This is a genomic window from Streptococcus varani, from assembly GCF_001375655.1.
Lineage (GTDB): Bacteria > Bacillota > Bacilli > Lactobacillales > Streptococcaceae > Streptococcus > Streptococcus varani.
On the sequence record NZ_CTEN01000002.1, the window covers coordinates 173,093 to 197,236 of the forward strand.

Genomic DNA, 24,144 nt, shown 5'->3' on the forward strand with positions numbered 1-24,144 from the left:
ATCATATCATTAAAGATTGATTTCTAAGCCTTTTTAAACTATAATTTTGAAAAAAATTGACTGAAAATGAATCTTTCTTAGTTTCTCGATACTTAAAGTTCTGAATGTTCTTTAATGATATCTTGATACCAGAAGTATGAATCTTTCTTAATCCGTGCCAAACTTCCTTCGTCTACTTCATGCTTATCCACATAAACGAAGCCGTATCGTTTTTGATAGCCATTCAACCAAGACAAAAGATCAGTGAAAGACCAGGTACAATAACCTAAGACAGTAGCCCCATTTTCAACTGCTTGATTGATAGCTGCTACATGTGTTTCCAAATAATCAATCCGATACTGGTCATGAACTTTTCCGTCTTCTGTCAACTTATCATACTCGCCAAGTCCATTTTCAGTAATGAGGATTGGAATATCATAGCGACTAGTTAAGCGTGTCAAAGCGATGGACAAGCCAGTTGGATCAATTTCCCAATCCCAATTGGTTCGTTCCACAAATGGATTGGTGATGCGTTTGTAAAGGCCAGGAATACCTGATTCTCCAGAAGAACCTTTCTTACCGGTGGTATTCATTTCTCCTCGTCCAACTCCGTCAAGCGGATTATAGGCAACCGTCCCACTTTGGTAATAGTTGATACCCAAGAAATCAGGTTTGGCTGATTTTAAGAGTTCCATATCACCATGGCGAATATCTAAGTGAATGTCCTGTTTTGCCAACTCAGCAAGAGCCAATTTGGGATAGCGGCCATAGAGATAAACATCTAACCAGAAATGAGATTGTAAATCTTCTGCTTTTTCTGCTGCCAAAACATTGATAGGATCAGAATCTTTCGAGTATGTTGGACCATAAGCAAAACTTGGACCAATTTTACCTTGTGGCAGCATATCATGGAAAGTATTGATAACTTTGGCATTGGCCAGATTTACAATGTGATTAACTTGATACATCCTTTCATCATTGCTAACACCTGGTGGATGGAGAGCCAATTGGTATCCTAAACTAACAAAGATATTTTGTTCATTAAGACTAACCCAATACTTCACTCTATCACCGTAGTTTTCAAAGAGAACACTGGCATATTCATTGAAATCATCGATAATTTTGCGAGATTCCCATCCGCCGTACTCATCCATGAGACATTGTGGCAAATCCCAGTGATAAAGCGTAATTAAGGGTTCAATACCATATTTTAAGAGTTCATCAATCAAGTCAGAATAGAACTGAACCCCTGCTTGATTAACTTTACCACGACCTTCAGGCAGGATACGGGTCCAGGCAATTGAGAAACGATAGGCTTTTAGTCCCATTTCAGCCATAAGGGCAACATCTTCTTTATAGCGATGGTAATGGTCAACAGCGATATCGCCTGTCGTTCCTTTAAAAGTTGTTCCTGGAATGCGAACATAGTTATCCCATACTGAAGGAGACTTACCATCTTCATTCCAAGCTCCTTCTACTTGATAGGCTGCAGAGGCTGAACCCCACAAGAAATCTTGGGAAAGATTAGAGACAATATTTTTCATAAAAACCTTTCTAGAGCTAAAACTAGCTCAGCGATAGATAACCGCCTACACTTTGATATATCTAGTATATCAAAAAGTATATATTTTTGGATAAAAAAACTATATTTTTAAATAATCAACTTGCCAACAAAAAAATCTGAAACCGGAGTTTCAGACCATAATTTCTAATTATTTTTTTGGCTCTCCTTAGCCAACTTCTCCCGTTCCAAGCGCAACTTGCGATTGGGATTTAGTTTAGTAAAGAGTTCTTCTAGTTTTTCGGCATTCCATACATCGGCTGCCGAAACAAAATTACCATCTTTGTCCTTAAAGGATATCGGTTTATCTCCCATAACAGTTCTCCTTAAGTTTGTAATTGAAATCACCTATGATAATACAGTAAAAAATAGGTAATCATTTCAGCTTTAGTTGAATTATTGGTGTAGATTCTTTAACTAAAAAGTACTAGATTGACATTCTGCCTATTATTGCTTTTAGACAAGTTGTCTTAAAAACTATCCAGACTTTTTGACTCGTCAGTTTTTCTCACTAACTTTTTGTTTTAGTGATCGTGACTTTGAAAGTCTAAGCACAGGCTTTCAAACTGCTTTGTGTCGCTTTAAAGCTCTGTATCTTTGCCTCGCTCTTATAGTTTCAGGCTCGGGTTCTTTACGTCGTTCTTGTATTTTTAAACGACGGCTGAAACAGTCTATCTCCAGACTGTTTCACTCCCCCGGACTCCATCGCCTTTTTTGTTGCTAAGCTCTGGCAGAAATTGTCCACTGGACAATTTCCAATTGAACTCGCCTGCGACACAGTGCAAAAAGATAAAGACTTCCTAGATAATTTGTTATCTTTGTCAGCTTTCCTATTTTGCTTTGTGTCGCTGGTTTATTGAAGGTAATCATTGATTACCTTTGAACAAGCTGGCAAGCCTCGATTTCAAGTTGCCAGCCTCAAACACTCTAATAACGTGTTTGAGCGGCTCTGTATCTTAATTTAATCCACAAACTCAAACTCGAAGCTTCCGATGCGGACAATATCTCCGTCTTTGGCACCGCGGGCACGGAGGGCTTCATCAACACCTAGACCACGTAATTGGCGGGCAAACTTCATAACTGACTCATCGCGGTCCATGTTAGTCATCATAAAGAGACGCTCCAATTGTTCACCATACAAGACCCAAGTTGCATCATCGTCACGAGTGATTTCAAAGGGTGATTGGTCGTCTTGGAAACCATAGTAGGCTTCATCATCATCCTGAAACTCAGTTTCATCATAAAGTAAGAATTCTGGCGTTTTATCCAAGAGTTCAGCAGTTGCTTCTAGAAGATTTTCCAGACCTTGGTGAGCTAGGGATGAAATTGGGAAAATCATTGGCAACTCATCAAATTCGTCATAACTAGCAGCCAATTTTTTCTTGAATTCTTCCAAGTTCTCTTTGGCTTCTGGCATATCCATTTTATTGGCAACAATAATCTGCGGACGCTCTAAAAGTCGGAGGTTATAGGTTTCCAGTTCATTGTTTATGGAAAGGTAATCTTCATAGGGATCTCGTCCCTCTGAGGCAGACATATCAATCACATGAAGGATAACACGAGTCCGCTCGATGTGGCGGAGGAACTGTGTCCCCAAGCCAATACCTTGACTAGCCCCTTCGATCAGACCCGGCAGATCCGCTACTGCGAAAGATTCGCCAGACTTGGTCCGGACCATCCCTAAATTTGGCACAATGGTGGTGAAATGATAGGCACCGATTTTTGGTTTTGCTGAGGTGATCACACTAAGCAGAGTTGATTTTCCAACAGATGGGAAGCCAACTAAGCCCACATCAGCGAGAACTTTCAATTCCAATTCCAACTGACGCTCCTCACCTGGCTCACCATTTTCAGAAATTTCCGGAGCTGGGTTACGTGGTGTGGCAAAACGAATGTTGCCACGGCCGCCACGGCCCCCGCGAGCAATGACAAACTCTTGTCCATTTTCAACTAGATCCGTAATAATTTTTCCGGTTTCACTATCCCGAACGGTTGTCCCTTGCGGTACCCGCACAATCAAATCTTCTGACCCACGACCGTGCATGCCTTTGGACATGCCTTTTTCACCATCTTTAGCACGGAATTTACGATTGTATCGGAAATCCATGAGGGTCCGTAGCCCTTCATCGACACGGAAAACAACAGAGCCGCCCTTGCCGCCATCACCGCCCCATGGTCCACCATTTGGAACATACTTTTCACGGCGAAAAGCTACCATGCCATCGCCACCCTTACCAGCTCGAACAGTAATCCTAGCTGTATCTAAAAACATACTCATAATATTGTAATTTTGGACTTTTCAGCTGTTTCCCATTCAGTAGACAGAGAAATATAGTCCTTCCTTTCTTTACCTGAAAAAAACGCTTAATAGCGTTCTTATACTAGGGCACTAATGGCTGGAACTAAAAGGCCAGCAATTGTTGCAATAACCATCAAGAGAATGATGACCAAAGTAATTTTTTCAAATGTTGTTTTTTTTGTTTTTTCTTGTCCGAAAGCCATGAGGCACTCCTTTATTTAAAATAGTAAGGCATTTAACCACACGTAGCCAAATAAGAAAGCTGACAAAATGCTGAGCATTTAAGAAAATTTTATACCTAAAGGCGTCCACATCTGTAACCAGCTAAAGCTGAAACAGCTGCCTATCTTTTTGCAACGTGTAGTAGCCGAATTCAATTATAATATTATATTCCATTTATTTTAACATGAATGAAAGGAGAATTCAATTCTCATCCCTTGTCATCAAGTTTTCTTTGATGCTTTCTGCTATATTTCGTGGAATGCCACAGTTGATGATATCATCAATGGCTGCATTTTGGATATTGTTTAGGTTTTTGAAGTGTTTCATAAGGGCTTGTTTGCGTTTTGGTCCTAAACCAGCAATGCTATCCAACTTGGAGCTAAATGAGTTTTTGGAACGCAACTGACGGTGGAAGGTAATAGCAAAGCGATGCACTTCATCTTGGATGCGATGAAGAAGGAAGAATTCTTCTGAATTTCGTGGTAACTCCACTACTTCCAAAGGATCACCAAAGAGCAATTCGTGGGTTTGGTGTTTGTCATTTTTCTGGAGTCCAGCAATGGGTATATCTAGACCTAGTTTGTTCACAATCACATCACGCGCCACCTTGACCTGACCTTGTCCACCATCAATAATGATGAGGTCTGGTGGTGTCAAACCATCCTTTAGCACACGGCTATATCTGCGGTAAATGACCTCACGCATGCTGGCATAATCATCTGGCCCCACAACTGTTTTGATTTTGAATTTGCGGTAGTCTTTTTTGCTAGGCTTGCCATCTACAAAGACCACCATAGCAGATACTGGACTGGTTCCCTGAATATTGGAATTATCAAATGCCTCGATCCGACTTGGCTTAGGAATATTGAGTAAATCACCTAGATTTTCGACAGCACCATGGGTTTTCTTTATATCTTTTTCCAACAAATCGAACTTCTGTTGCAGACTAACACGAGCGTTTTTCGTAGCTAGATTAACTAGTTGCTTCTTCTCCCCTCGCTGCGGTTTGATAACTTTTGCTGAAACGAGAGCCGACACCAATTCTTGGTCAATATCCTGGGGGATAAAGATTTCCTTGGGCAGAAAATGTTGGCTATCACGGTAAAATTGACCGATATAAGTTAAAAAGTCTTCCTCAGCCTCATTGTAATAAGGGAAGGTATTGACATCTCTTTGGATGAGCTTCCCTTGTCGAACGAAGAAAACCTGGACACATATCCAGCCTTTTTCGACATAGTAACCAAAAATATCACGATCCATGAGATCCTGGTTCATGATACGTTGCTTGGTCCGCAAGAGTCCGATAGCTTGAATCAAATCGCGGTACTCAGCTGCTCGTTCAAATTCCATTATTTCCGAAGCCTTGGTCATTTTGTCCTTCAATTGATTGACGATTTTATTATCCTTGCCATTGAGGAAATGTTTTACATCCTCAGTCAATCCTTTCCAGTAGGCTTTATCTGTTTGGCAAATGGTGTGGGCATTGCACTGTCCTAAATGATAGTAAAAACAAACTTTGTTAGCCGGATTAGTACATTTTTTAAAGGGAAAGAGTCTATCTAATAGGCGCTTAATCTCTGTCGCAGCTCTTGAATCTGGATAGGGGCCAAAATAAATACCATCTTTTTTCTTAATTTGGCGGGTAATGAGGAGGCGAGGGTAGAGCTCGTCGGTAATTTTGATGTAGGGATAGGATTTATCGTCCTTAAGTTTGATATTGTACTTAGGTTTGTTCTCTTGGATGAGATTAATCTCCAAAAGCAGGGCCTCGGTATCAGACCCTGTAACAATAAACTCAAAATCTTCAATCTCAGAGACCAAAAGTTCAGTCTTAGTATCATGACTACCATGGAAATAAGAGCGCACCCGATTCTTGAGATTTTTGGCCTTACCAACATAGATGATGGTGCCGTTTTTGTCCTTGTGGATATAACATCCAGGACTATCTGGTAAGAGTTCCAGTTTGTGTTTAATCGTGGTATTCATAGTCTTATTGTACCATAATATGAGTTAAAAAAAGCTAGCGTCGTGCTAGCTAATTTGGCTCTATAATTTCTGTAGTGGGTAAGACCACTATGGAGGTTATGGAGCCTTTTTGAGTGTATACAAAAAGTCCCATATGACCTATAATGAAAAGCGACAAAACCATCATTTTAGAAAGACTCATATGGAACAATTTGATTTTATCACAAACTTACTTGGAATAAAAGACCCTAATATCACCATTTCAGATTATGTGGACGCTGGAACTCATAAAGAAGTCATCGCTAAACTTGACTATCCGGCTCCTAAATGCCACAACTGTCATGGTCAGATGGCTAAATATGACCTCCAAAAAGAATCTAAAATCCCCTATCTGGAATGTGCTGGATATAAGACCTTAATTCGTTTAAGGAAACGTCGTTTTCGTTGTCAGGATTGCGGAAAAATAGCTGTCGCAGAAACTTCTCTGGTCAAGAAGAATCATCAAATACCAGCTATTGTTAACCATAAGATTGCTCAAAAGCTGATTGAGAAAGCTTCTATGACAGACATCGCTGAATGCTTGGCCGTATCCACTTCAACAGTCATTCGCAAACTCAAGGAGTTCCAATTCAAGACTGACCTAACTTGGCTCCCAGCTCACATGAGCTGGGATGAATATAGTTTCAAGAAGGGCAAAATGAGCTTCATCGCACAAGATTTTGACTCGCTTACTATCTTAGCTATTCTAGATGGACGAACACAAACGACCATTCGCAATCACTTCCTCCGCTATTCCAGACAGGTGAGAAACCGAGTCAAAGTCATCACTATGGACATGTTTAGTCCTTACTACGATATCGCTAAAAAATTATTTCCAAACGCTAAAATTGTCCTCGATCGCTTTCATATCGTCCAACATATGAGTCGGGCCATGAACCATCTGCGCATCCAAATCATGAAGCAGTTTGACAGAAAATCTCATGAATACAAGGCGCTAAAAAGCTACTGGAAACTCATTCAACAGGATAGCCGTAAACTCAGCGATAAACGCTTTTATCGCCCTACTTTTCGGATGCATTTAACCAACAAAGAGATTCTTAAAAAACTACTTTCTTACTCGCAGGAACTTCGAGAACACTATGAACTTTACCAACTATTGCTTTTTCATTTTCAAAAGAAGCAAGCTGAACATTTCTTTGACCTCATTGAGGAGCTGCTTCCCAGCGTAAATCCCATCTTTCAAACTATTTTTAAAACCTTTTTGAAGGATAAGGACAAGATCATTAACGCATTAGAACTCCCCTATTCAAACGCCAAACTAGACGCTACTAACAACCTCATCAAAGTCATTAAGCGTAATGCCTTTGGTTTCCGGAACTTTGACAACTTTAAATTAAGAATTCTCATCGCTTTGAACATCAAAAAGAAGAGAACCAAGTTGGTCCTCTCCAGGTTATGACTTTTCAGCAACCCACTACAGTTGACAAAGAGCCGCTAATTTCTGATTTCAGAAATCATTTCCTTGAGTTTATTATCCTTTAAGAGCTTTTCAATAATCTCCATAACACCGCTAACATCATTGGATGGGGCTATGAACTTAGCAGCATCTTTTGCAGCTTGACTGCCATTTTCCATGGCATAGGAATACTTGGCTAATTCTATCATTTCCAGATCATTGCCACCATCACCAAAGGCGGCTAACTGGTTTGAGCTAATTCCCCAGTAATCCAAAAGATAAGTCATTGCAGCTCCCTTATGAATGCCCTTGGCGATGACATCGATATTGTCATGACCACTGCTTACCGCCTGAACTTGGTCACCTAATAGGTCATTCAGATGAGCAATAATGTCCATGGTTACTTCTTCAGGTGTATTGAAAGAAAATTTCATGAAATGGTCAGCTGGCAAAAACTCGAAAGCATCGACCTCTATCAAGTTATGGTAGTAAAGGGCAAAATAGTCTTTGGCTTCTGGCTTGGCAGATTTGAGGATATAGGCAGATGCTTCCCCGCAAAGGACCAACTCATCATCCATGTCATGTTCTCTCAAATAATCCAAAACAGTTCGAACGATTTCATTTGGAAGGCGATAGCTCTTGAGAAAGATTCCATTTTCAACAATATAAGCTCCGTTTTCCCCGACAATGGTTATCTTATCCTGCAAGTTCGGAAAAAAGGATTTAATTTGATAGTATTGATTGCCACTGATGGCTACAAAGCGAATGCCTTTCTCTTGCATGACTTGGAAAAGCCGTTCAAAACGCTCTCTATCGTAGTCCATATTAGAAGTAAGTAAAGTGCCATCCATATCTGTTGCAAGGACTTTAATTGTCATAATTTGTCTCCTTTTCAATCCTAATTCGAGTTTATTTCTTTTTCCTAGCTCTGTCAAGATGGAGACAGCAAATCGGTTGGATAGAGTTACTATATCAGAGGATAGTATATATTTAGAAAAAAGCTGCACTAGATTCTAGGCAGCTTGTGTTTTTAATCAAGGACATTTTTAGTGGGGGCTAAAAATCAAGTGCTCATTGATAAAGGCATTAAAGCCTAATTGTCTGAGTTCCCTTCCATAGCCAGAATTTTTAATTCCACCAAAAGGAACTTCAGGATGAGATGTCCATCCAGAATTGATAAAACTCATGCCTGTTTCAATCTTAGCTGCTACTTCTTTGGCATGATCCACATCCTTACTAAAGACTGTACCGCCCAAACCATAGCTGGAATCATTGGCAAGGGCAACAGCTTCTTCTTCAGAATCAACCTTGTAGATGGATGCGACTGGGCCGAAGATTTCCGTATTGTAGATTGGATTTTCTTTAGTAATATTGGTCAAAACAGTTGGATGAACAAAGTTGCCAGGATGGTCAATGGATTCATTTCCATAAACTGCTGTCGCTCCATTATCCAAAGCTAATTTAATTTGAGAAAGAACATCGCGCTTAGCTTCTGCAGATGATAGGGGTGCAAGCGTAGTTTCTGAATTCATTGGATCGCCCCATTTGACCGTCTTGAACTTCTCTACCACCATATTGACAAACTTCTTATAGTTTTCTTGGCCGACAACAATGAAACGTTTAGATGAGGTACAAACCTGGCCAGCATTAAAGAGACGAGCAAAGAGGATGGTCTTTTCTAGGAGTTCAAAATCAGCATCTTCCAAGATGAGAAAGGCATCGTTGCCACCTAGCTCTAGAGCTGATTTCTTGATATTGGCACCGGCTTCCGCAGCAACAGAGGCTCCACCACGTTCTGATCCAGTTAAAGCTACACCTTGAACTCTTGGATCCGCGATAGCTTTGCTGACCTGGTCATAAGTGAGGAAGAGATTCTTGAAGGAACCTATTTCTGCACCAGCTTCAGATACTAGATCTTCAAAGGCTTGGGCAGAACCAGGACAGATGGAAGCATGTTTCAAAACAGTTGGGTTGCCAATCATAAAGTTGGGTGCAAAAACCCTCATAATTTGATAGAATGGGAAGTTCCCAGGCTCCACCATGAAGATAACACCAACTGCTTGTTTGATGCAATAGGCTTCCCCATGAATCGGTTCAAAAGACTGAGGCTGCAAAAACTCTTCTGCCTTATCCGCAAAGTAATCTGCAATCTCGGCACAGAGTTCTACTTCACCCTTAGCTTCGGAAAAAAGTTTCCCCATATCCTTGGTCATGATTTCAGCATATTTGTCAGCATCGCGACGGAGAAGTTCGGCAACTTTGTGTAAAATAATTTTCCGTTCTTGCAAGTCATTTTCCACGCGCCATTTTTTGTACAACAGGTGAGCCTTGTCCAATGCAGTTTCTAGATCTGAATCTGTTGCATTATCATAAGTCTTTAAGACTTCGTTTGTGAAAGGGTAGATCGTTTGATAGGCCATTAGGTCCCTCCTTCTATATGGAATGGAGCTTCTCAACAAATCCTGCTAAGAGCCCCTGCATGTGTCTATATAGTTTAGTATAGCACATTAGAAAGCGTTCTCATAACGAAAGCGGTAAAATCTCAATTTTTCAATAAATCTATCTAGTTTTACCTTATCTAAAAAAGAACCCTTAGAAAATCTAAGAGCTTTGAAGTATATGCATTAATTCCTGATAATTGCTGATTGTATAAGTTGGTTTTGCAAAGCTTGTATTGCTACTTTTTTTCGTGTTGTACCAAACTGTGTCGATGCCGGCATTGTTACCACCGAGAATGTCTGCCATCAGACTATCTCCAATCATGAGCGCTTGACTTGGTTCAAATCCGTCTACCGCCTTTCAGTACCTGAATTAACAGGAATTAACCGAATGAAAAGCCTGATTTTACAGGCTTTTTTGATTTCCCGTTAGGTTAATTCAGGCTAACTTTGAAAATAATTTGGGGCGAATTTGGGGCGGACAGTTTTTCATAGTTCAATTTTTGAAAAGTATTACTATCTATTTTCATAATTTTTTATACAGAAAAGAGCGGCCATCTGACCGCTTTTTCTTATACTTGCAATTCCTCACGGATTGCTTTTTGCAACAACATTCGTTATAACAACTAAAAGAGACAAAGAGCTACGAAATGCGACAAAATCAAGGATAAATAAAAAGATAAAAAACTAACCTCACCAGTATCAAACATATTTTTACAAAGTTTTTGCCCCTAATTTGCCCCCATAAGGGCAGTCTCTTTATTGTTTTTTAGCTCGTAACCTATCGCCAGACTTTTGGATAAGAAATTTTTCCTATAAAAACAAAATAGCGGCCAATTTGACCGCTATTTTTTATACTTGCAATTCTTCACGGATTGCCTTTTGTAATAGTTGACTAAAATTAACCTTGTTTTCTTTTCCGACTTCCACAAGCCAGCTTGGTAGTGTGACAGTCTTATTGACAATCTTAGACCGTTCACGCTCACGAACAAGCTCAGTATCAACTGAAATAGCCTGAATCACATCTTCATCACTTGCTAGATTGCTTGCAAGAGCCTTGAATGAGGATGCTTTCGGAAATTTTTTGCCATCGTCTTCAAACATAATAGTATAGATTTCAAGAACTTCACGGGCGTTAAAAATAGCCTCGTTCAAACTATCAGCTTCGCTAAATGCTCCAGGGAAATCAGGGAAAGAAATGTTATAGCCACCGTTTTCTTTATCAGCTTCAAACAATGCTAAATAAGTGTACTTCATAATATTAGATTAAGCCAATGATCAGAGTATCCCCTTTAGGGGTATGGGGAGGAGTATCCTCACTCCCCATACAAGACTTTGAGAATGTTGCTCAATGTGCCTGGTCTGTAATCTTTTTCCTTTGGCTTAGGTATCGTCACTGTCCGTCCGTCTGGATGTTTCCAAACTTCGTGTGACCCTTTGCCAAAGTTAGTTTTACTAAAACCTTGCTTCTTAGCAATTTTCTTAAGCTCTCGCTCTGTCATTGGCTTTTCTCCTTTCCTTATCTTTAATTACATTATACACTTGTTTTAAACATTTGTCAACACAAAGCAATTGTTTTTAACAAATATTTTCAGCTTATTATTAAAAATGGTCTTTTATAAGCGACTTTTCAATAAAAGTCCGCTATAACAGAAAAAAGCCACCGCAAAAGCGATGGCGTTTGTCTTATCACGGAGCTTTACCTCCTAAAATGGTTTTTTAGTTGCGGTGTAGGTAACACCATTAATAGTGATCTCTAGGCTATCAATAACCACATCAATCTTGTCAGACTGCCCGACACTGATGTCGGCCTGTTGGTCATATTTAGAAAGTGGTCCATTTTCCTGCTCAATCGCTTTTAGACGGCTTGCCATACCTACAATATAACTATCATAACCACTAGCAGCATAATCATAGACAGCACCTCCAACCTTGAACATCCCTTTGACAGCTTCTGAAAAGGTCTTAGCTCCTGATACTTTGTAAGAACCGCCAGCCCTTAGCAAGTGGAACCAATCTGTCAGGAAGTCATCCACACTAGCATAGTGCATATAATGACCGCCCTCATTGCTAGGACGTGCTGAACCCTGTGTGACTGTCACACCGCTTGGACGGTTTCCGTTACCAGTCCAGGTCATACCTCCCCAGTTGTTATCAGCCTTCCCGACCGCTGATGTACCCCACAAGCCCTCAAAGTGTAGGCAAGTGATGGCATAGCTAGGCAAGATGTTATGCTTCTTACAGTTGGCCAGAATCTTGTCCAGCACCGCTTTTTTGAGAACCGCCCCATTGAAAGAGAGTTCTCCTTCTTCTTTGGTGGCTGTGGCTTGTCCAGTTGGCTCAGTTTGGCTTGTTTTGGTTTCCGTGGACTGTTTTACCTCTTGAGCATTAGACGGCTCAGAGGGCTGTTTTTTGAGCAATTCGGTGACACGTTTTTGAACCGCTGGATAGTCAGCACCCAGTGACTGCTTACGTTCTTCACCGTTACCATGTTTGCCCTGAATTACTTCCTGAGCAAGCTGGTCAACCGACTTTTTAGGTGCCGTAGTTTTGCCATTGATGACTGCCATGACAGCCTCATATTGATTGCCAAGAGCTGCCTTGCGGGTATCTCCGTTACCGTAAACACCTGCCAGGGTTTCTTTAACCAAGGTATCAAGGCTTTTTCCAGCCGTTGAGGTTGATGACTGATTAGATAAACGGTAAACATAGCAATACATCCAGCCACTAGCTGCCGCTGTCTGATTGTAGTTGTCAATAGTTATTCCATTGCGGGCATAGTTACAATGGATAATGTTGTCAGGGTCTACAAAGATACCAGTATGACCACCAGCACCGCTAGACTGTCCACGGCGACCCCAAATAAAGACATCACCACGCTTAGCGTCCCAGTCTTTGTTTTCTGCAATGAGCTTATAACCATTCTTGATGAGCCAATCATGCTGATACTCAGTATTTACTGCCCAGCCTGCTGTAATTGCTCCAGCTGACATCAAGGCATAGTAAACAGAGCTAGAGCAATCATAAGAACCTGGTCCGTTTCTGTAGTCCATTGAATAGGTCACTTTTCCAGCTTGTGCTGACATCCATGCAATAGCTTGCTCAGTATTGATTGTCATTTGTCTTCCTCCTTGTAAAATAGTTCAAAAAATGGGTCTAAAAAAAATAAAAGAAAAAGAAAAGGTACTGACAAAACTACCAGTACCATCACAAGAAATACCTTTCCTATGTTCTTCATATTGCTAGACTTATTTAGGTTCAGTGTAATTCAATGCTTGTTCACTATCTGATACACCGTTAGTCGTTGGATCTGTGACAATACCTGTAATAACGAGCACTGCAAAGACACTATTGACAACCACAAGTAACTTATTGCCTAAATCCCCTAAATCAAGCGTGTAACCAAACACATTCGCTACCGCTTGCGTCACTAATAAGACCGCTGGGATAATCGCAGTCCAAAAAGCTTTGTTTTTAAGTCTTACTGTCCAATTAATCATGTTTTATGTCTCCTGTTTTTCTAGACGACCAATGCGGTCGCTCATATAAGACATCTCCTTTTGGACCACACCAATGGTCTGAGAAATGTCCTGTAACTGTTCTGTATTTTTATCTAAGTGTCCTTTGAGCCACTCTTCACGTTTATTAGATTCTGCTTTTGAGTGATCGTGGAAATCCATTAGCTTTTTCTCACGCTTATCAGACGTTCGCACCAGATACCCAACTACAATCATAAAAAGCAAGATAAAGAGAATAGCCCACACAAATTGAGATTGAGCTATTCTTTCAGCTTGTTCAACCGTCATAGCTTACCTCAATCCTCGACTGCTTCTAGCTCTGCTAGGATGGCATCCTCAAGGGCAAAACGCTTATCATCAAATTCTTTTTTCTGTTTGCGCATCTCTTTGCGGTGAGCCGCATAGAGCGCTTCGTCATTGGTCCATTCCGTTACGGTAGGCATAGCTTTGTCATCTAACTCAACAGTGATGGTCTTTACAACAGTGCCATCAACGGTTAATTCCCCAACTAAGCGTGTCGTTTTTTTAACTACTAATGTCATTTACTGGCTCCTTCAAATTGGTCTAGGATGGTATCAATCACCATCACAGCTTCTGCGTCAAAGTTATCTTCGCAGCTTGATAAATATGTCAAGAAATCCTCATAGCGCTTCTTATACTCCCCAGCACTAAGCACAACTTTTTCTGTGGATAACTCTGTTACTAAAGTGTTAACAAGTGTCATGTCCGCATCGGTTTTGAGAGCAAATTGTCCTGATGCATTGACAAGGAGTTCCCCATCTGCGTCTGTCTCTGCGAACTCCTTAATAATATCAAGCTCATCTTGACCATACTCGTTGAACTTTTTAGTCGCATGCATAAGCAACTTGGCTCTACCTCGGTTGGCTGGCATGTTCCTTACCGTGATAGTCTCAAGGACATTGATAAGTGCTTTTAAATCTTTATTTTGTAAGTGTAATTCCATGGTATTCTCCTATTTGATAGTTTCCCAAGTCGAAATAACATCACCTCGACCGGTGATATTGGCTAAATGTTTGAAATTAATATTGAATTGTTGAAGAATGTCCTTCAAGCTAGTATAGTTCGTGGCAGTTCGGAACAAGTTAACGTCGCCAATGTTCAATTTTGAACTAGGGCGATCACTAGAGCGATGAGCATCGATCTCTAGTTTCCCCGGTAAAGTCTTTACAGACCAACCGTCAGAGTTGTCAAAGGCAGATGAAGCTAAACGTACGACATCACCAACAATATCAATCTGGTCTGTACTATTACCATTCCAACAGCGAACACCTACAAAGCCACCATCATTAGAGGATTCCGTTCCATTACGATTAGAACCGATAATGGTGACACCCGTCTTCTTACCATTGGAAGTACCTGTTGTAAACCGGATAAATTGCGTTGGATAGCCTGATAAGACCCTACGAAGCGCCGGGCTGTCCGTGTAGAAATCCAAAGCTCCTGTCTGGAGATTGAATTTTGTAGCCCCATTAATGGCTGCTAAAAGACCGCCTTTAACCCGATTCGCTGAGATGTCCACAGCTTGAACCTGTGTGATAAAGGCTGTTTTGGCAAAGAGCTGTCTCACATAAGCTTCATTGGCAAAGAGCTTAGTAAAGAGGGCTTGATCAACCTTAACGTGCTTAGCGCTCACAGCTTCTGCGGATAAGAGGTATCCTGTAATAGCCCCCGCCTTAATATGACCAGTCTCTACAGCACCAGTCACTAACTTACGGCTTGTGACAGAGCCATCAACCAACATGTTCCCGCTGACCTTTATCAGATTACTAAAGATCCTTATAGCATCAGGGGTTACCGCAAAGGAGGAGCCAATAGCTCTTGCCATATCACTAGTACTCTTACCAGCCTTGAGGACAATACCATCAGAGGTGATGCTCACATCGGCTTTTTTGAGCGTCTGGTTACTTAGACTTTCCACATTGGCTTTTATCTCGCTAGAAGTCTGTTCAAACTGCGAACGAAATTGTATCAGCTTTTGGTCCGAGTAGGCCTTCATGTCATCTGGAGCTGGACTCCAATCGGCTGCGATAGAGCCTTTTGTCAGTCGCAGCTTAGTCACACGAAAGCTTAGCTGACTAGCTGTAAAGCGTATCTTAAGAGATGTACCTAAATAGTTAGTAGGGTTTGCGACAAAGCTGACCTGATAGGTGCCACGGCCTAAGACCGTTCGCTCTACCTCGCCAAGCCTTTGAATCTTACCGCTGTGACCGTGTAGTTCAATCTCATAAGAGCCAAAGGCTGTTTTATTAGTGGTGAAATAATTAAAGGCAAGGGTCACTGTATCGCCAACCTGAACACCTTTCACGGCCAAAGTGGCACCAAAGTCATAAAGGTCAAAAAGACCATCGGACGAGACCGTCACATAGACATCTTTTTCCGTCCCTAATGCGTAATTCTGACCACCAGATGAGAGACTTTCAAAGCGTCTTGCGACTCCCCTTGCATTTTCCTCATAGGTCGACTTAGCCACATAAGATCCACTAACTTCTGTCCTTAGGGCTGTGAGCTGCCTTGCCGTTTCTGTTTTGCTGGCTTCAAAATAACGACTGGCTCTGGTTGGTTCTAAAGCAGTGTATGTCTCAAGAGCTTTCAGTGAGGTTTTAAAGCCCGCAGCAGTTTGTTCACTCTGGCTTTCAACCTGATCAATCCTACCCTTGACAGTCTCTGTTAGCCGGTTAAAAGTAGCTAGCTCTTGATGAACAGTCTGCTTAAAAGTGGCTAGGCCTGAAACAGCATTTTCAATCTGTGTGGTTAAGGCAGCCTGTTGTTGGCCTTGGCTAAGAGCTTGTGCTTTAACTTGAGCGATTTGAGCTAAGGCTGTTTGCCTATGATTGGTCAGTTCTTTGGTAAGTCCTTGAAGTTCTGCCTGTGATTGAACTAAAGCAGCCTGCGCTTTCAAAGCCAGACCTTTAGCTTCACTGGCGACTGGTAATAGCTGATTATCCAAGCGACTGGTCAGTTCTGATTTGACAACTTCTACTTTGGCTTTGGTTCTTTCGATATCATCATTAAGCTGTGTTTTGGCTTTATCAAACTCTGCATCAAACGCAGCGTTAGCATTTTTCACAGCCCTCTGAATAGCAACGTCCTGAGCTGTGGCACTTGCCCCAAGAATGGCATCAGCAGCATTAGACAAGCCACTAGACACCCCAGAGCCACCAACCCCTGGCTTATCGTCAAAGGTAATGGAGATATACTCTTCTGTCAGAGCGTTGAACTCGTAGGCAATGGCCTTCTTATAGAGGTCAGCACTGTGCTTTCTGCTCTTGAGGTTGACCGTGTCGCCCAGATGGACAACCTGACCATCAAGCTCATAGGCTTCAATCTCAATGGCATCAGAAACCTTATCAATGCCCTCATTAGTAAACTTAGCCTCAGCCCATTTTCTCAGGTCTTCAACGGTTTCAGCGTTATTGTTCTCATACTCTTTCTCATTGATGTAGGGATAAGAGTTAATAAGTGGACTGTCAACAGTCACTCTGAGCGTCACTTCATCTTCAGCACCGTCTGGCTTAAATGTAGAACGTGCATAAATCCTAGTGACAACACCTTGAGAGTTCTTGGTTCGCTGATAGGACTTGAGGTTCTTATGTGTCGTGATGACAACTCCACGATCAGCCCCACGGCTACGCTTGATAGATAGAGCAAAGTTGTCACGGACAAGCTCACCCTCCCACGTTCCAACGATACTGTGCTTACCGTCCATCAAGACAGAGTAGAGCGTTTCCGTTTCAGTCGTGTTGAAGGTTCTGCTGTCCATAATGTCGCTGGTAAAGGAAAAATCACCTAGCCCAGTCTTAGCATTCTGAACCATTTGAGACAGTGCCATAGCACAGCCTTGACCAACCACAGACACAGGAGTGATAGACCGCTTCATGATGTCATCAGAGACATGATAGGCAGTGATATCCAGGCTATCATCATTCTCAATAGGCTTCTTGATACGGAACAGCTGAGCACCCAGCACAGGCACAGGCGCCTTTATCAGCATATCTTCCTTGATGAGCTGATAAACTCCTGAATCCGTGATAGGGTATCTGACAGTGAGGATGAAGTCGCCATTGACTTCTTCTTTGACAATGGCAGATCTGGACTCATGAAGTGGAATCCCATTCCATTTGACCGTTCGTACATTTGCATCGAGTAAAAAGAGCAACTATGCCCACCCCCAAACTGTTTCAAATTTTAAAGACTGAATGCCAGTACCTAAAACAACACCAACATTCTGCCCCTTAGCAGTATCAACTGTGATAAAATCACCAGCCCACTTAATGAGCTTGCCACTAGCCGTCTTAAAGCTAGGATTGTCAGGATCATTGGTCATCACAAGCGATTCTGAGAGCTTTTCAAGCTTAATCACTTGATTCCCCACCGTAAACGATGTCTCAGAAGCGCTCTGACCAACCACTGTAATCTTAGGAAAAGCAAGAGCTGACCCTTGCACCCTCAAAACCCCATTCCCAGTCAACGTCTGGATGTCGGTGCCTTTGAAAAACTTGGTAGGGTGGCAGATGAAGGTAACTTTACAGATATATAAGCCAGGTGCCTCTTCAGTAACTAAGATATTTTCTACCTTATAGCACCACCTACGAGTTGTCTTTAACCGTTCACTTTCCAACCAAAAGCCTTCTCTAGTGAATAATGCTAAAAACTGATTAATCTCTTCTTCAGATGGGTTAATCAATTGCAAAGTGTACTCTTTCTTAACAATAGGTCTGTGCTTATTGGATTGAATAATAGCCCCATTTATCCCATCATGTTCCAGAATTTGTGATTTGCTTTCTGACAACTCATAAAACGGAGGTTCTTTGACAATTAATTGAAAAGGAAAAGACGATGTTTTCACACCGTCAATAATGAGTTCATTGTATTGCGTCACTTTAGCCTCCTCTCAATTGTGATTTCCTCTGAATTTCTAAAGCTAGCAGATTACCAACTTTTTCAGCAAGACGATTATAGTCTGTACCACTTTCAGAGGCGACATTAACTGTAATTGGTTGATCATATAGTTTACCTTGTTTTAAAATCTGTAAAATTTCTTTTAAAAACTGGATAATTGCACTATTATCAGTATTGATTGTCACATCAGTCGAGTACTGTTTTTCAATTCTGTCCATCGTTTTAAAGATTTGGGAATCCTTAGAATAGCCGACCCCTTCAGCATATCTCGGAATCCCCATCTTAGCCATCAAACGTTTTGTTTTATTTGCTGGTAAAACTTTTGAACCTCTAGGAAGTGGTAAAATAACATCACGTCCCTCTGGGATAAAGCTTTCGCCAGTAGGCAAGGTAACTAACTCCTTGTACATTGACCCTTTTTGGTCGTTAACCATAGCTAATCCGCCTGGGTGGAAGTCTGTCCCTTTTTCATTGCTAAAGATTTTTTGAACAAAGGTTGTAATTGTAGAAGTGATGCTTCTCGGAATGCTATTCAAATCCCAAGTCGCTTGTCTTGCTTCTGCACTGGCATAGTTAGTTGCATTGATAACCGCAGGGCTGAATTGCCGTGGACTATTAACATCCTGTGTAGCTTGAGCAACAGGTCCTGCAGTATTGTTTTGAGCAAACATGTTTATTGGTTGAAATTGCTTTGGACTATTGACACTTGCACTGGTTTGTGCTACCGCAAGACCCGTGCTATCTAGTCCAAACATTTGGATTGGAGCATTTTGCTTCGGACTATTAACACTAGCATTAGCTTTTGCCACCTCGGCAGAAGTTCCATCTATAGCATTCATGGTTGGTATACTGGTCTGTTTTAAGCCATTGATGGCAGTGTTTGTTGATATAACCTTTTGCAAAACTGGTAAATCATCTGCATCCAACCCAACTGTTTTCCCAATTAGATTATTTATCGCCAACTGTGCTTGCTCAGTCTTCCCTGTAGCCAAATCATTAACAATCAAGTCTTTCTGATAAGGTTGAAGGAAATTCCATCTATTCAATGTTTCTGTCGCAGTTTCAGCGCTACTCATGAATTTATCATTTTCGCCAAGCAGTTTTTTTACACTCTCTGGCATTGCATTCCAAATAGCAAGATTATCCTTGCTCTCAACAATCGCTTTTATAGCTGGCTGACCATCTACAACTAAAGCTTTTTCCTCTGGACGAAGTTGCTCCCATTGTCCAGAGGCGACAAGCGCATCACCAATAGCTATTTTAGCAGTTGTGGTCATCTTGCCTTCTTTAAGAGACAGTCGAATGGCCTCCCAACCTCCCTCGGCGTGTAAGGCTTTTTGGATCTCTTCCCTAGCGTTTGTTTTTACTTCGCCAGTGACTGGGTCTAGAACAATGCCATTCCAATAATTAACAGCTGCTCTAGCGTCTTCGCTCATCCCTTGCCAATATTCTCCAACTAAAGATGAAGTCTCTGATGCTTTTTGGGCTGTTCCTTCCATCTTAGCTTCAAATTCTTTATAGGATAGGCCTAGACTTTCCATAGTTTGTTTAACTTGGTTGAGAATTAACTTCTGAGCTTCTGGTGTGCTTTTAGCAAGAGAACCATTAACTTCCAGCAAACGCTTTTGCATATCCATGTACTTTTCGCTGTAGACACCCATTTTAGCCGAATGTTCAGCTTCAAGTTGCTCAATTTCACGATGATAGGTTTCCTTGGTGATTTTTTCTTCTTCATATAGCCGCTCAATATCCTTCTTACGGCTCTTGTAAGCTTTATTCTCCTCTTCTATCATTGTCATTGTATTTGACAATGCTTTAGCTAGCTGAGTAGAGTTCAGCTCTTCCAACCGTCCGTTCATGGCTTTGGTAATGGCTTCTTTCTCTTTGCTTGAAAATTTCATCAAGTCCAACTGTTCATTAATCAAGGCATTTTGTGCAGATAGTACAATCTGCTTTTCTTCATCTGACAACTTCCGCTTTTGCTCATTCGCACGCTTATAGATGTCAACGATATCTGAAGCCATGCTATCCGTTGCTTTTTTCGTCTGATTGGCGTTATCTTTGATACGTTGGATTTCTTCTTCAGTTAATCCCAGCTTTTCGGCCAATTCTAAATCTTTAGTCAGGTTTTCATCGACCAATTTAGCGATTTCTCCAGTTAATTCAGAAAAAGCTTTCTTGATGTTTTCAACATCCTGAACTCCCTTTGTCCCAAAAAGTTCTATCGCATGATTTGTCTCATCGACCTTAGATTTAAATCTCGAAAGTTCGTTTGCTTCAGTATTGCTAACTGCGGTCCCCCATTCAGCTGTTCGTTGAGCTGCTTTATTTGCTTCATCCGCCCACAATGAGGCTGCGACTACAGCAGATCCACCAAGTAGTACCCCCCAAGTAAGAGGATTCCCAAGTAACCCAATAGCACTAGTTAGCAACCCTGCTTTTCCAGTAGCACCAGCCATTGCAGTGCCTGTTGCCGTTGCAGAGGTTGCTACAGATGATAACGTGCTAGTTATAGCTCTCTTTGCTAAAATCGTACTAATTTTCGTAGCAAGCGTACCAAAGGCGCTTGAGACACTACCAATAGCCGAAACGACATTGCCAGTGAAATTTAAAAGAGGGTACGCTACAGCTAATCCTCCTGCGATGGTCATCCAAAATTTTTGGGTTGATTCGTCAGCTTCTGCAAAGTTTTCGACCCATTTTGTGACTTTTTCAATGATTGGGGCCAGTATCGGTAGCAATTTTTCGCCTATTGTAACTTGCAAGACTTCCAAAGATGATTTAAATCTATCCACTGCTGATTTGCCGGAACCAGACATCTTTTTATAGAGTTTATCTGTGTATCCTTCAGCATTCTTTGTTTCCGTCGCTAGCTTTCTAAGCGAGTCTGCACCCTCATTAACTAATGCATTAATCCCTGACTGAGCCTCAATACCAAAAGCTTGTGCAATCAACGATGCTTTTTGAGCATCTGTCATGTCTTCTGTATTCTTCTTAATACGGTCAATAACATCGGGTAGCTTGATGGCCCCACTTCGGAATTCTTCCGCAGAAAAACCTAGCTTTTCGAATGCGGCAGCATTTTCTTTAGATGGGTCTAATAATTTTGATAAGGCCCCGCGAAGTGCTGTCCCTGCTTTTTGCCCATCAATACCTGCATTTGACAAGATACCTATGGCGGCCGCTGTTTCTTCTAAATCCATACCAACAGAATTTGCGACAGGCCCCACATATTCCATTGCAAGACCCATGTCAGAAAAACCTGCTTTTGTCTTATTTGCAACAAAGGACAGGCTATCCGTAACCCTATTGGTGTTTTTTAACATCTGAGTAGTATCGGTTGTGATTAATCCAAACTGGCTCATAATTGATGTCGAGGCGCTCATTACCGTGTTGAAATCCTCACCAGTCGCCTTACTTGCTGTTAGGATCGGTGGCATGGCTCCCATCGTTTGGTTAGCATCAAGTCCAGCTTTGATAATTTCCTGCATACCAGTATTAATTTCAGTAGTAGTAATTCCAAATTGTTTAGACCACTTCTTAGAGCTATTGCCAAGCTGAAGAGTTGTTTCATCAAGCTTCTTTGAGTCAGTGATGGTATCCCCTAGAAGGGCCTTCACTGTTTGCATTTGCCCGCCGAAATCAAGAGCTTTCTTCGTCGCAAGTGAAAAGCCTGCACTTAGTATCGTTGAGACAGGCCTCATTGCATTTCCCATATTGGTTAAAACGGTACCAACCTTTTTAGTTCCCTCTCCAAATCCTGTTAGTGCAGATCCGACCTTCCCCCATCTTGAATTTTCAGCATGAACTTTTATCAGTGCATCTTGAACTCTGCCTAGTTCATTTCGAAGTTGCTCTAACTTAGCGTTCTCCCTCTCGATTTCTGTTGCTGCATTCTCCCATTTTTTTGAACCAACCTCCAGGGTATCAAAATTGGTTTTTAATTTCGTCAAAACGCTGCCTTGTTTTTCCAAGGCCTGAGTCAAGGTTTTCTGTTTTGCGCTTAGAAGCGTCATGGTGTTCCCATTATTTTTCATAGCGCCATCTAGTGCTCTAGCTTCAGCTTTAAAGTAATTAACGGCTTTTTTGCTAGCTGTTAGACTACTTGCGAATTTTGAACTATCCAGTTCTAACTCAACTCGCATAGCACCTAATGGTGTAGCCATATTTTTCTCCCTTCTCTATTTTAGAGTACAAAAAAACACCTACAACTAGGTGTTAAAACAAAACTATTAAACATTGCCAGATAAAGGAATCATATGACTACCGTCTCTAGTACTTAGGATCAAGCATTTGCTCCCACTTCTTTCGGTACATTCCAATAATAACCCAAAGAAAACAACCAAGCATCAAATACCAAAATACAGGTTGAAAAAAAGCTGGGATAATGAAAATTATTAAGAATAGTTGAGAAAAAAAGGTAATGTCAGTAGACATCCAGTACACCAGAAATGCAAGATAAGGAATCCAAAGCAAACAAAGAATAATGAAAACATTAAAAGTATGTTGTAAGCTATTTAACTCTTCATCATAATGCATAATGACACACCTTCTTTCTATCTCTATTATACTCCAATACCTCACGAAATCAAGTATTTTGATGTGTTATGATTGCGATGACAAGCTAATTTATTATCAAGAAGCTGGTCTCTACTTTATCAGAGTGTCCCTATAAAATCCGTTAGACTCACAACTTTCTCTGTTTCTGATTCAGGGGAATCTTCTTCTGCATATAGGATAGCAACTAGGTGCTCATAGTCAGTATTCATTATATCCCTAATACTCATACCATAATCAGATTTCACTAAAGCCTTGATAAAAGAATCAAACTTTTTTAGACTCTCTCTGGAACTTAATCTTTCCCCTTTGGGTCGTTGTCACCACCAATAAGTTTGATAAAGACTTTGCTGATGATATCATTTAGCTCTGCCATTTCAATACCAGAGTACATGGCATCTACCGTCAGCCCATCAAAAAGACTAGCAATAAACGTCAACTGCTCATCTAATTTTTCTGCCTCAGTAATTCCAAGGTCGCTATCTTCATGACGCGCAGCCATTTCAAGATACTCACGATATTTCAAAACAGGAAGATAGCTATTTTCATAGGCCACCTTTTGCCCTTGTTCGTTTCTAACTTTAATTTCAAGAATCGACATATAGTTTCCTTTCTAAAAAACAAACGGATAGGCTGCCCTATCCGTTCACTTACCCAGCTGAAATATGTTTAAGAGCAGTTACCATGGTCGTAATACGTTCCTTAGTATCTGCAATGGTATAAACATCACCATCAAAAGTCTCATCATCACTAGCACGAGGAACAAAAGTCAATTTATCTTCTGCTAATTCAGCTGCTTTTCCTTCTGATGAAGCAATTTCAAGACTATCTAATGAGAAAACACCTACAAAAAATCCAATTGCAACTTTAACCCCACGAGGGTCATGGGCGTAAAGTGCTAAAGAACATTCTGGTGCTTCTGTCTCTGACCCACCAACAATAAGTCCTGACTTCTCTTTCCGACCTAGTATTTTATGTTGGCAAGCAAGAGGGATATCGATAGCGGAAAACTCAACTTTGGGTTCTCCCACACCTTTTCGTGAAATGTGGTATGGTCTATTACTACCCCAAGATGTGACAGGATCAACTGCCAATCCTGAAACTTGGGCAGTCTTAGTTGCCCCCTTACTGTCGTCACCCTTGATGGTAAATAGGTTTTCTCCCTCTGTTGCTGGCCCTTTCCCATCCAGAATTCGAATAACTGCACTTTCAAATCCGACTAATGTCAT

20 protein-coding genes and 1 pseudogene are annotated in these 24,144 nt (G+C 41.2%); 1 reads left to right on the forward strand and 20 read right to left on the reverse strand.

Translation table 11 applies throughout. The features are described 5' to 3' along the window. Window positions 1-92 precede the first annotated feature (92 nt). The 5 genes from BN1356_RS04405 to uvrC form a co-directional block, all read right to left on the reverse strand. A complete protein-coding gene (locus BN1356_RS04405; protein WP_093650197.1) occupies window positions 93-1,523 on the reverse strand; it encodes a glycoside hydrolase family 1 protein in 1,431 nt (476 codons plus the stop codon). Between the two features lie 164 nt (window positions 1,524-1,687). Continuing rightward, window positions 1,688-1,855: a hypothetical protein gene (locus BN1356_RS04410; protein ID WP_093650198.1), complete on the reverse strand. Its 168-nt coding sequence runs from the start codon at window positions 1,853-1,855 to the stop codon at window positions 1,688-1,690. A 646-nt stretch (window positions 1,856-2,501) separates the two neighbouring features. Beyond that, complete coding sequence (gene obgE, locus BN1356_RS04415) at window positions 2,502-3,818, reverse strand: GTPase ObgE (protein WP_093650199.1); 1,317 nt, start codon at window positions 3,816-3,818, stop codon at window positions 2,502-2,504. Window positions 3,819-3,916: 98 nt separating this feature from the next. Then, the gene (locus BN1356_RS04420) at window positions 3,917-4,042 is read right to left on the reverse strand and encodes a DUF4044 domain-containing protein (protein ID WP_093650200.1); all 126 of its coding nucleotides are present in this window, start codon (window positions 4,040-4,042) and stop codon (window positions 3,917-3,919) included. A 220-nt stretch (window positions 4,043-4,262) separates the two neighbouring features. Then, a complete protein-coding gene (uvrC, locus tag BN1356_RS04425; protein ID WP_093650201.1) occupies window positions 4,263-6,047 on the reverse strand; it encodes an excinuclease ABC subunit UvrC in 1,785 nt (594 codons plus the stop codon). Between the two features lie 181 nt (window positions 6,048-6,228). Here uvrC and BN1356_RS04430 point away from each other — a divergent pair, with 181 nt between their 5' ends. Then, window positions 6,229-7,485 (forward strand): ISL3 family transposase, encoded by a 1,257-nt coding sequence (locus BN1356_RS04430; protein ID WP_176694213.1) that lies wholly within the window; start codon window positions 6,229-6,231, stop codon window positions 7,483-7,485. Window positions 7,486-7,520: 35 nt separating this feature from the next. On the opposite strand, the gene BN1356_RS04435 is transcribed toward BN1356_RS04430, so the two are convergent. The 15 genes and pseudogenes from BN1356_RS04435 to BN1356_RS04510 all read right to left on the reverse strand — a co-directional run bounded on the left by BN1356_RS04435 (window position 7,521) and on the right by BN1356_RS04510 (window position 24,144). Next, a complete protein-coding gene (locus BN1356_RS04435) occupies window positions 7,521-8,360 on the reverse strand; it encodes a Cof-type HAD-IIB family hydrolase (protein WP_093650202.1) in 840 nt (279 codons plus the stop codon). 168 nt (window positions 8,361-8,528) lie between these two features. After that, a complete protein-coding gene (locus BN1356_RS04440) occupies window positions 8,529-9,902 on the reverse strand; it encodes an NAD-dependent succinate-semialdehyde dehydrogenase (protein ID WP_093650203.1) in 1,374 nt (457 codons plus the stop codon). A 181-nt stretch (window positions 9,903-10,083) separates the two neighbouring features. After that, window positions 10,084-10,275: pseudogene (locus BN1356_RS04445) on the reverse strand (HAD hydrolase-like protein); the annotation flags it as partial. Between the two features lie 497 nt (window positions 10,276-10,772). After that, a complete protein-coding gene (locus BN1356_RS04450) occupies window positions 10,773-11,177 on the reverse strand; it encodes a type II toxin-antitoxin system HicB family antitoxin (protein ID WP_071127058.1) in 405 nt (134 codons plus the stop codon). 59 nt (window positions 11,178-11,236) lie between these two features. Next, window positions 11,237-11,422: a type II toxin-antitoxin system HicA family toxin gene (locus BN1356_RS04455; RefSeq protein WP_024376845.1), complete on the reverse strand. Its 186-nt coding sequence runs from the start codon at window positions 11,420-11,422 to the stop codon at window positions 11,237-11,239. 204 nt (window positions 11,423-11,626) lie between these two features. Then, a complete protein-coding gene (locus BN1356_RS04460; RefSeq protein WP_093650205.1) occupies window positions 11,627-13,039 on the reverse strand; it encodes a peptidoglycan amidohydrolase family protein in 1,413 nt (470 codons plus the stop codon). 129 nt (window positions 13,040-13,168) lie between these two features. Continuing rightward, complete coding sequence (locus BN1356_RS04465) at window positions 13,169-13,420, reverse strand: phage holin (protein ID WP_093650206.1); 252 nt, start codon at window positions 13,418-13,420, stop codon at window positions 13,169-13,171. Between the two features lie 3 nt (window positions 13,421-13,423). Further along, complete coding sequence (locus tag BN1356_RS04470) at window positions 13,424-13,726, reverse strand: hypothetical protein (RefSeq protein ID WP_093650207.1); 303 nt, start codon at window positions 13,724-13,726, stop codon at window positions 13,424-13,426. A gap of 8 nt (window positions 13,727-13,734) precedes the next feature. Beyond that, entirely contained in the window at window positions 13,735-13,980 is a 246-nt protein-coding gene (locus BN1356_RS04475) for a hypothetical protein (protein WP_093650208.1), read from the reverse strand. Further along, window positions 13,977-14,402, reverse strand: coding sequence for a DUF1617 family protein (locus BN1356_RS04480; protein ID WP_093650209.1), 426 nt, complete (start codon window positions 14,400-14,402; stop codon window positions 13,977-13,979). Before BN1356_RS04480 ends, BN1356_RS04475 begins: the two co-directional genes overlap by 4 nt. Before the next feature lie 9 nt (window positions 14,403-14,411). After that, complete coding sequence (locus tag BN1356_RS04485; protein WP_093650210.1) at window positions 14,412-17,615, reverse strand: phage tail spike protein; 3,204 nt, start codon at window positions 17,613-17,615, stop codon at window positions 14,412-14,414. Beyond that, window positions 17,616-18,338: a phage tail protein gene (locus BN1356_RS04490; RefSeq protein WP_093650211.1), complete on the reverse strand. Its 723-nt coding sequence runs from the start codon at window positions 18,336-18,338 to the stop codon at window positions 17,616-17,618. A 1-nt stretch (window position 18,339) separates the two neighbouring features. After that, window positions 18,340-22,524 carry a phage tail tape measure protein gene (locus BN1356_RS04495; protein ID WP_093650212.1) on the reverse strand — a complete coding sequence of 1,395 codons (4,185 nt, stop codon included), beginning with the start codon at window positions 22,522-22,524 and terminating at the stop codon, window positions 18,340-18,342. A 686-nt stretch (window positions 22,525-23,210) separates the two neighbouring features. Continuing rightward, window positions 23,211-23,516 (reverse strand): phage tail assembly chaperone G, encoded by a 306-nt coding sequence (gpG, locus tag BN1356_RS04505; RefSeq protein WP_093650214.1) that lies wholly within the window; start codon window positions 23,514-23,516, stop codon window positions 23,211-23,213. Between the two features lie 49 nt (window positions 23,517-23,565). Next, window positions 23,566-24,144 (reverse strand): major tail protein, encoded by a 579-nt coding sequence (locus tag BN1356_RS04510; protein WP_093650215.1) that lies wholly within the window; start codon window positions 24,142-24,144, stop codon window positions 23,566-23,568.

Coding starts and splice junctions, on each gene's coding strand:
- BN1356_RS04465 (WP_093650206.1), bottom strand. CDS start 13,420: ATGATTAATTGGACAGTAAGACTTAAAAACAAAGCTTTTTGGACTGCG.
- BN1356_RS04480 (WP_093650209.1), bottom strand. CDS start 14,402: ATGGAATTACACTTACAAAATAAAGATTTAAAAGCACTTATCAATGTC.
- BN1356_RS04460 (WP_093650205.1), bottom strand. CDS start 13,039: ATGACAATCAATACTGAGCAAGCTATTGCATGGATGTCAGCACAAGCT.
- BN1356_RS04410 (WP_093650198.1), bottom strand. CDS start 1,855: ATGGGAGATAAACCGATATCCTTTAAGGACAAAGATGGTAATTTTGTT.
- uvrC (WP_093650201.1), bottom strand. CDS start 6,047: ATGAATACCACGATTAAACACAAACTGGAACTCTTACCAGATAGTCCT.
- BN1356_RS04470 (WP_093650207.1), bottom strand. CDS start 13,726: ATGACGGTTGAACAAGCTGAAAGAATAGCTCAATCTCAATTTGTGTGG.
- BN1356_RS04495 (WP_093650212.1), bottom strand. CDS start 22,524: ATGGCTACACCATTAGGTGCTATGCGAGTTGAGTTAGAACTGGATAGT.
- BN1356_RS04435 (WP_093650202.1), bottom strand. CDS start 8,360: ATGACAATTAAAGTCCTTGCAACAGATATGGATGGCACTTTACTTACT.
- BN1356_RS04510 (WP_093650215.1), bottom strand. CDS start 24,144: ATGACATTAGTCGGATTTGAAAGTGCAGTTATTCGAATTCTGGATGGG.
- BN1356_RS04405 (WP_093650197.1), bottom strand. CDS start 1,523: ATGAAAAATATTGTCTCTAATCTTTCCCAAGATTTCTTGTGGGGTTCA.
- BN1356_RS04430 (WP_176694213.1), top strand. CDS start 6,229: ATGGAACAATTTGATTTTATCACAAACTTACTTGGAATAAAAGACCCT.
- BN1356_RS04440 (WP_093650203.1), bottom strand. CDS start 9,902: ATGGCCTATCAAACGATCTACCCTTTCACAAACGAAGTCTTAAAGACT.
- gpG (WP_093650214.1), bottom strand. CDS start 23,516: ATGTCGATTCTTGAAATTAAAGTTAGAAACGAACAAGGGCAAAAGGTG.
- obgE (WP_093650199.1), bottom strand. CDS start 3,818: ATGAGTATGTTTTTAGATACAGCTAGGATTACTGTTCGAGCTGGTAAG.
- BN1356_RS04475 (WP_093650208.1), bottom strand. CDS start 13,980: ATGACATTAGTAGTTAAAAAAACGACACGCTTAGTTGGGGAATTAACC.
- BN1356_RS04455 (WP_024376845.1), bottom strand. CDS start 11,422: ATGACAGAGCGAGAGCTTAAGAAAATTGCTAAGAAGCAAGGTTTTAGT.
- BN1356_RS04420 (WP_093650200.1), bottom strand. CDS start 4,042: ATGGCTTTCGGACAAGAAAAAACAAAAAAAACAACATTTGAAAAAATT.
- BN1356_RS04450 (WP_071127058.1), bottom strand. CDS start 11,177: ATGAAGTACACTTATTTAGCATTGTTTGAAGCTGATAAAGAAAACGGT.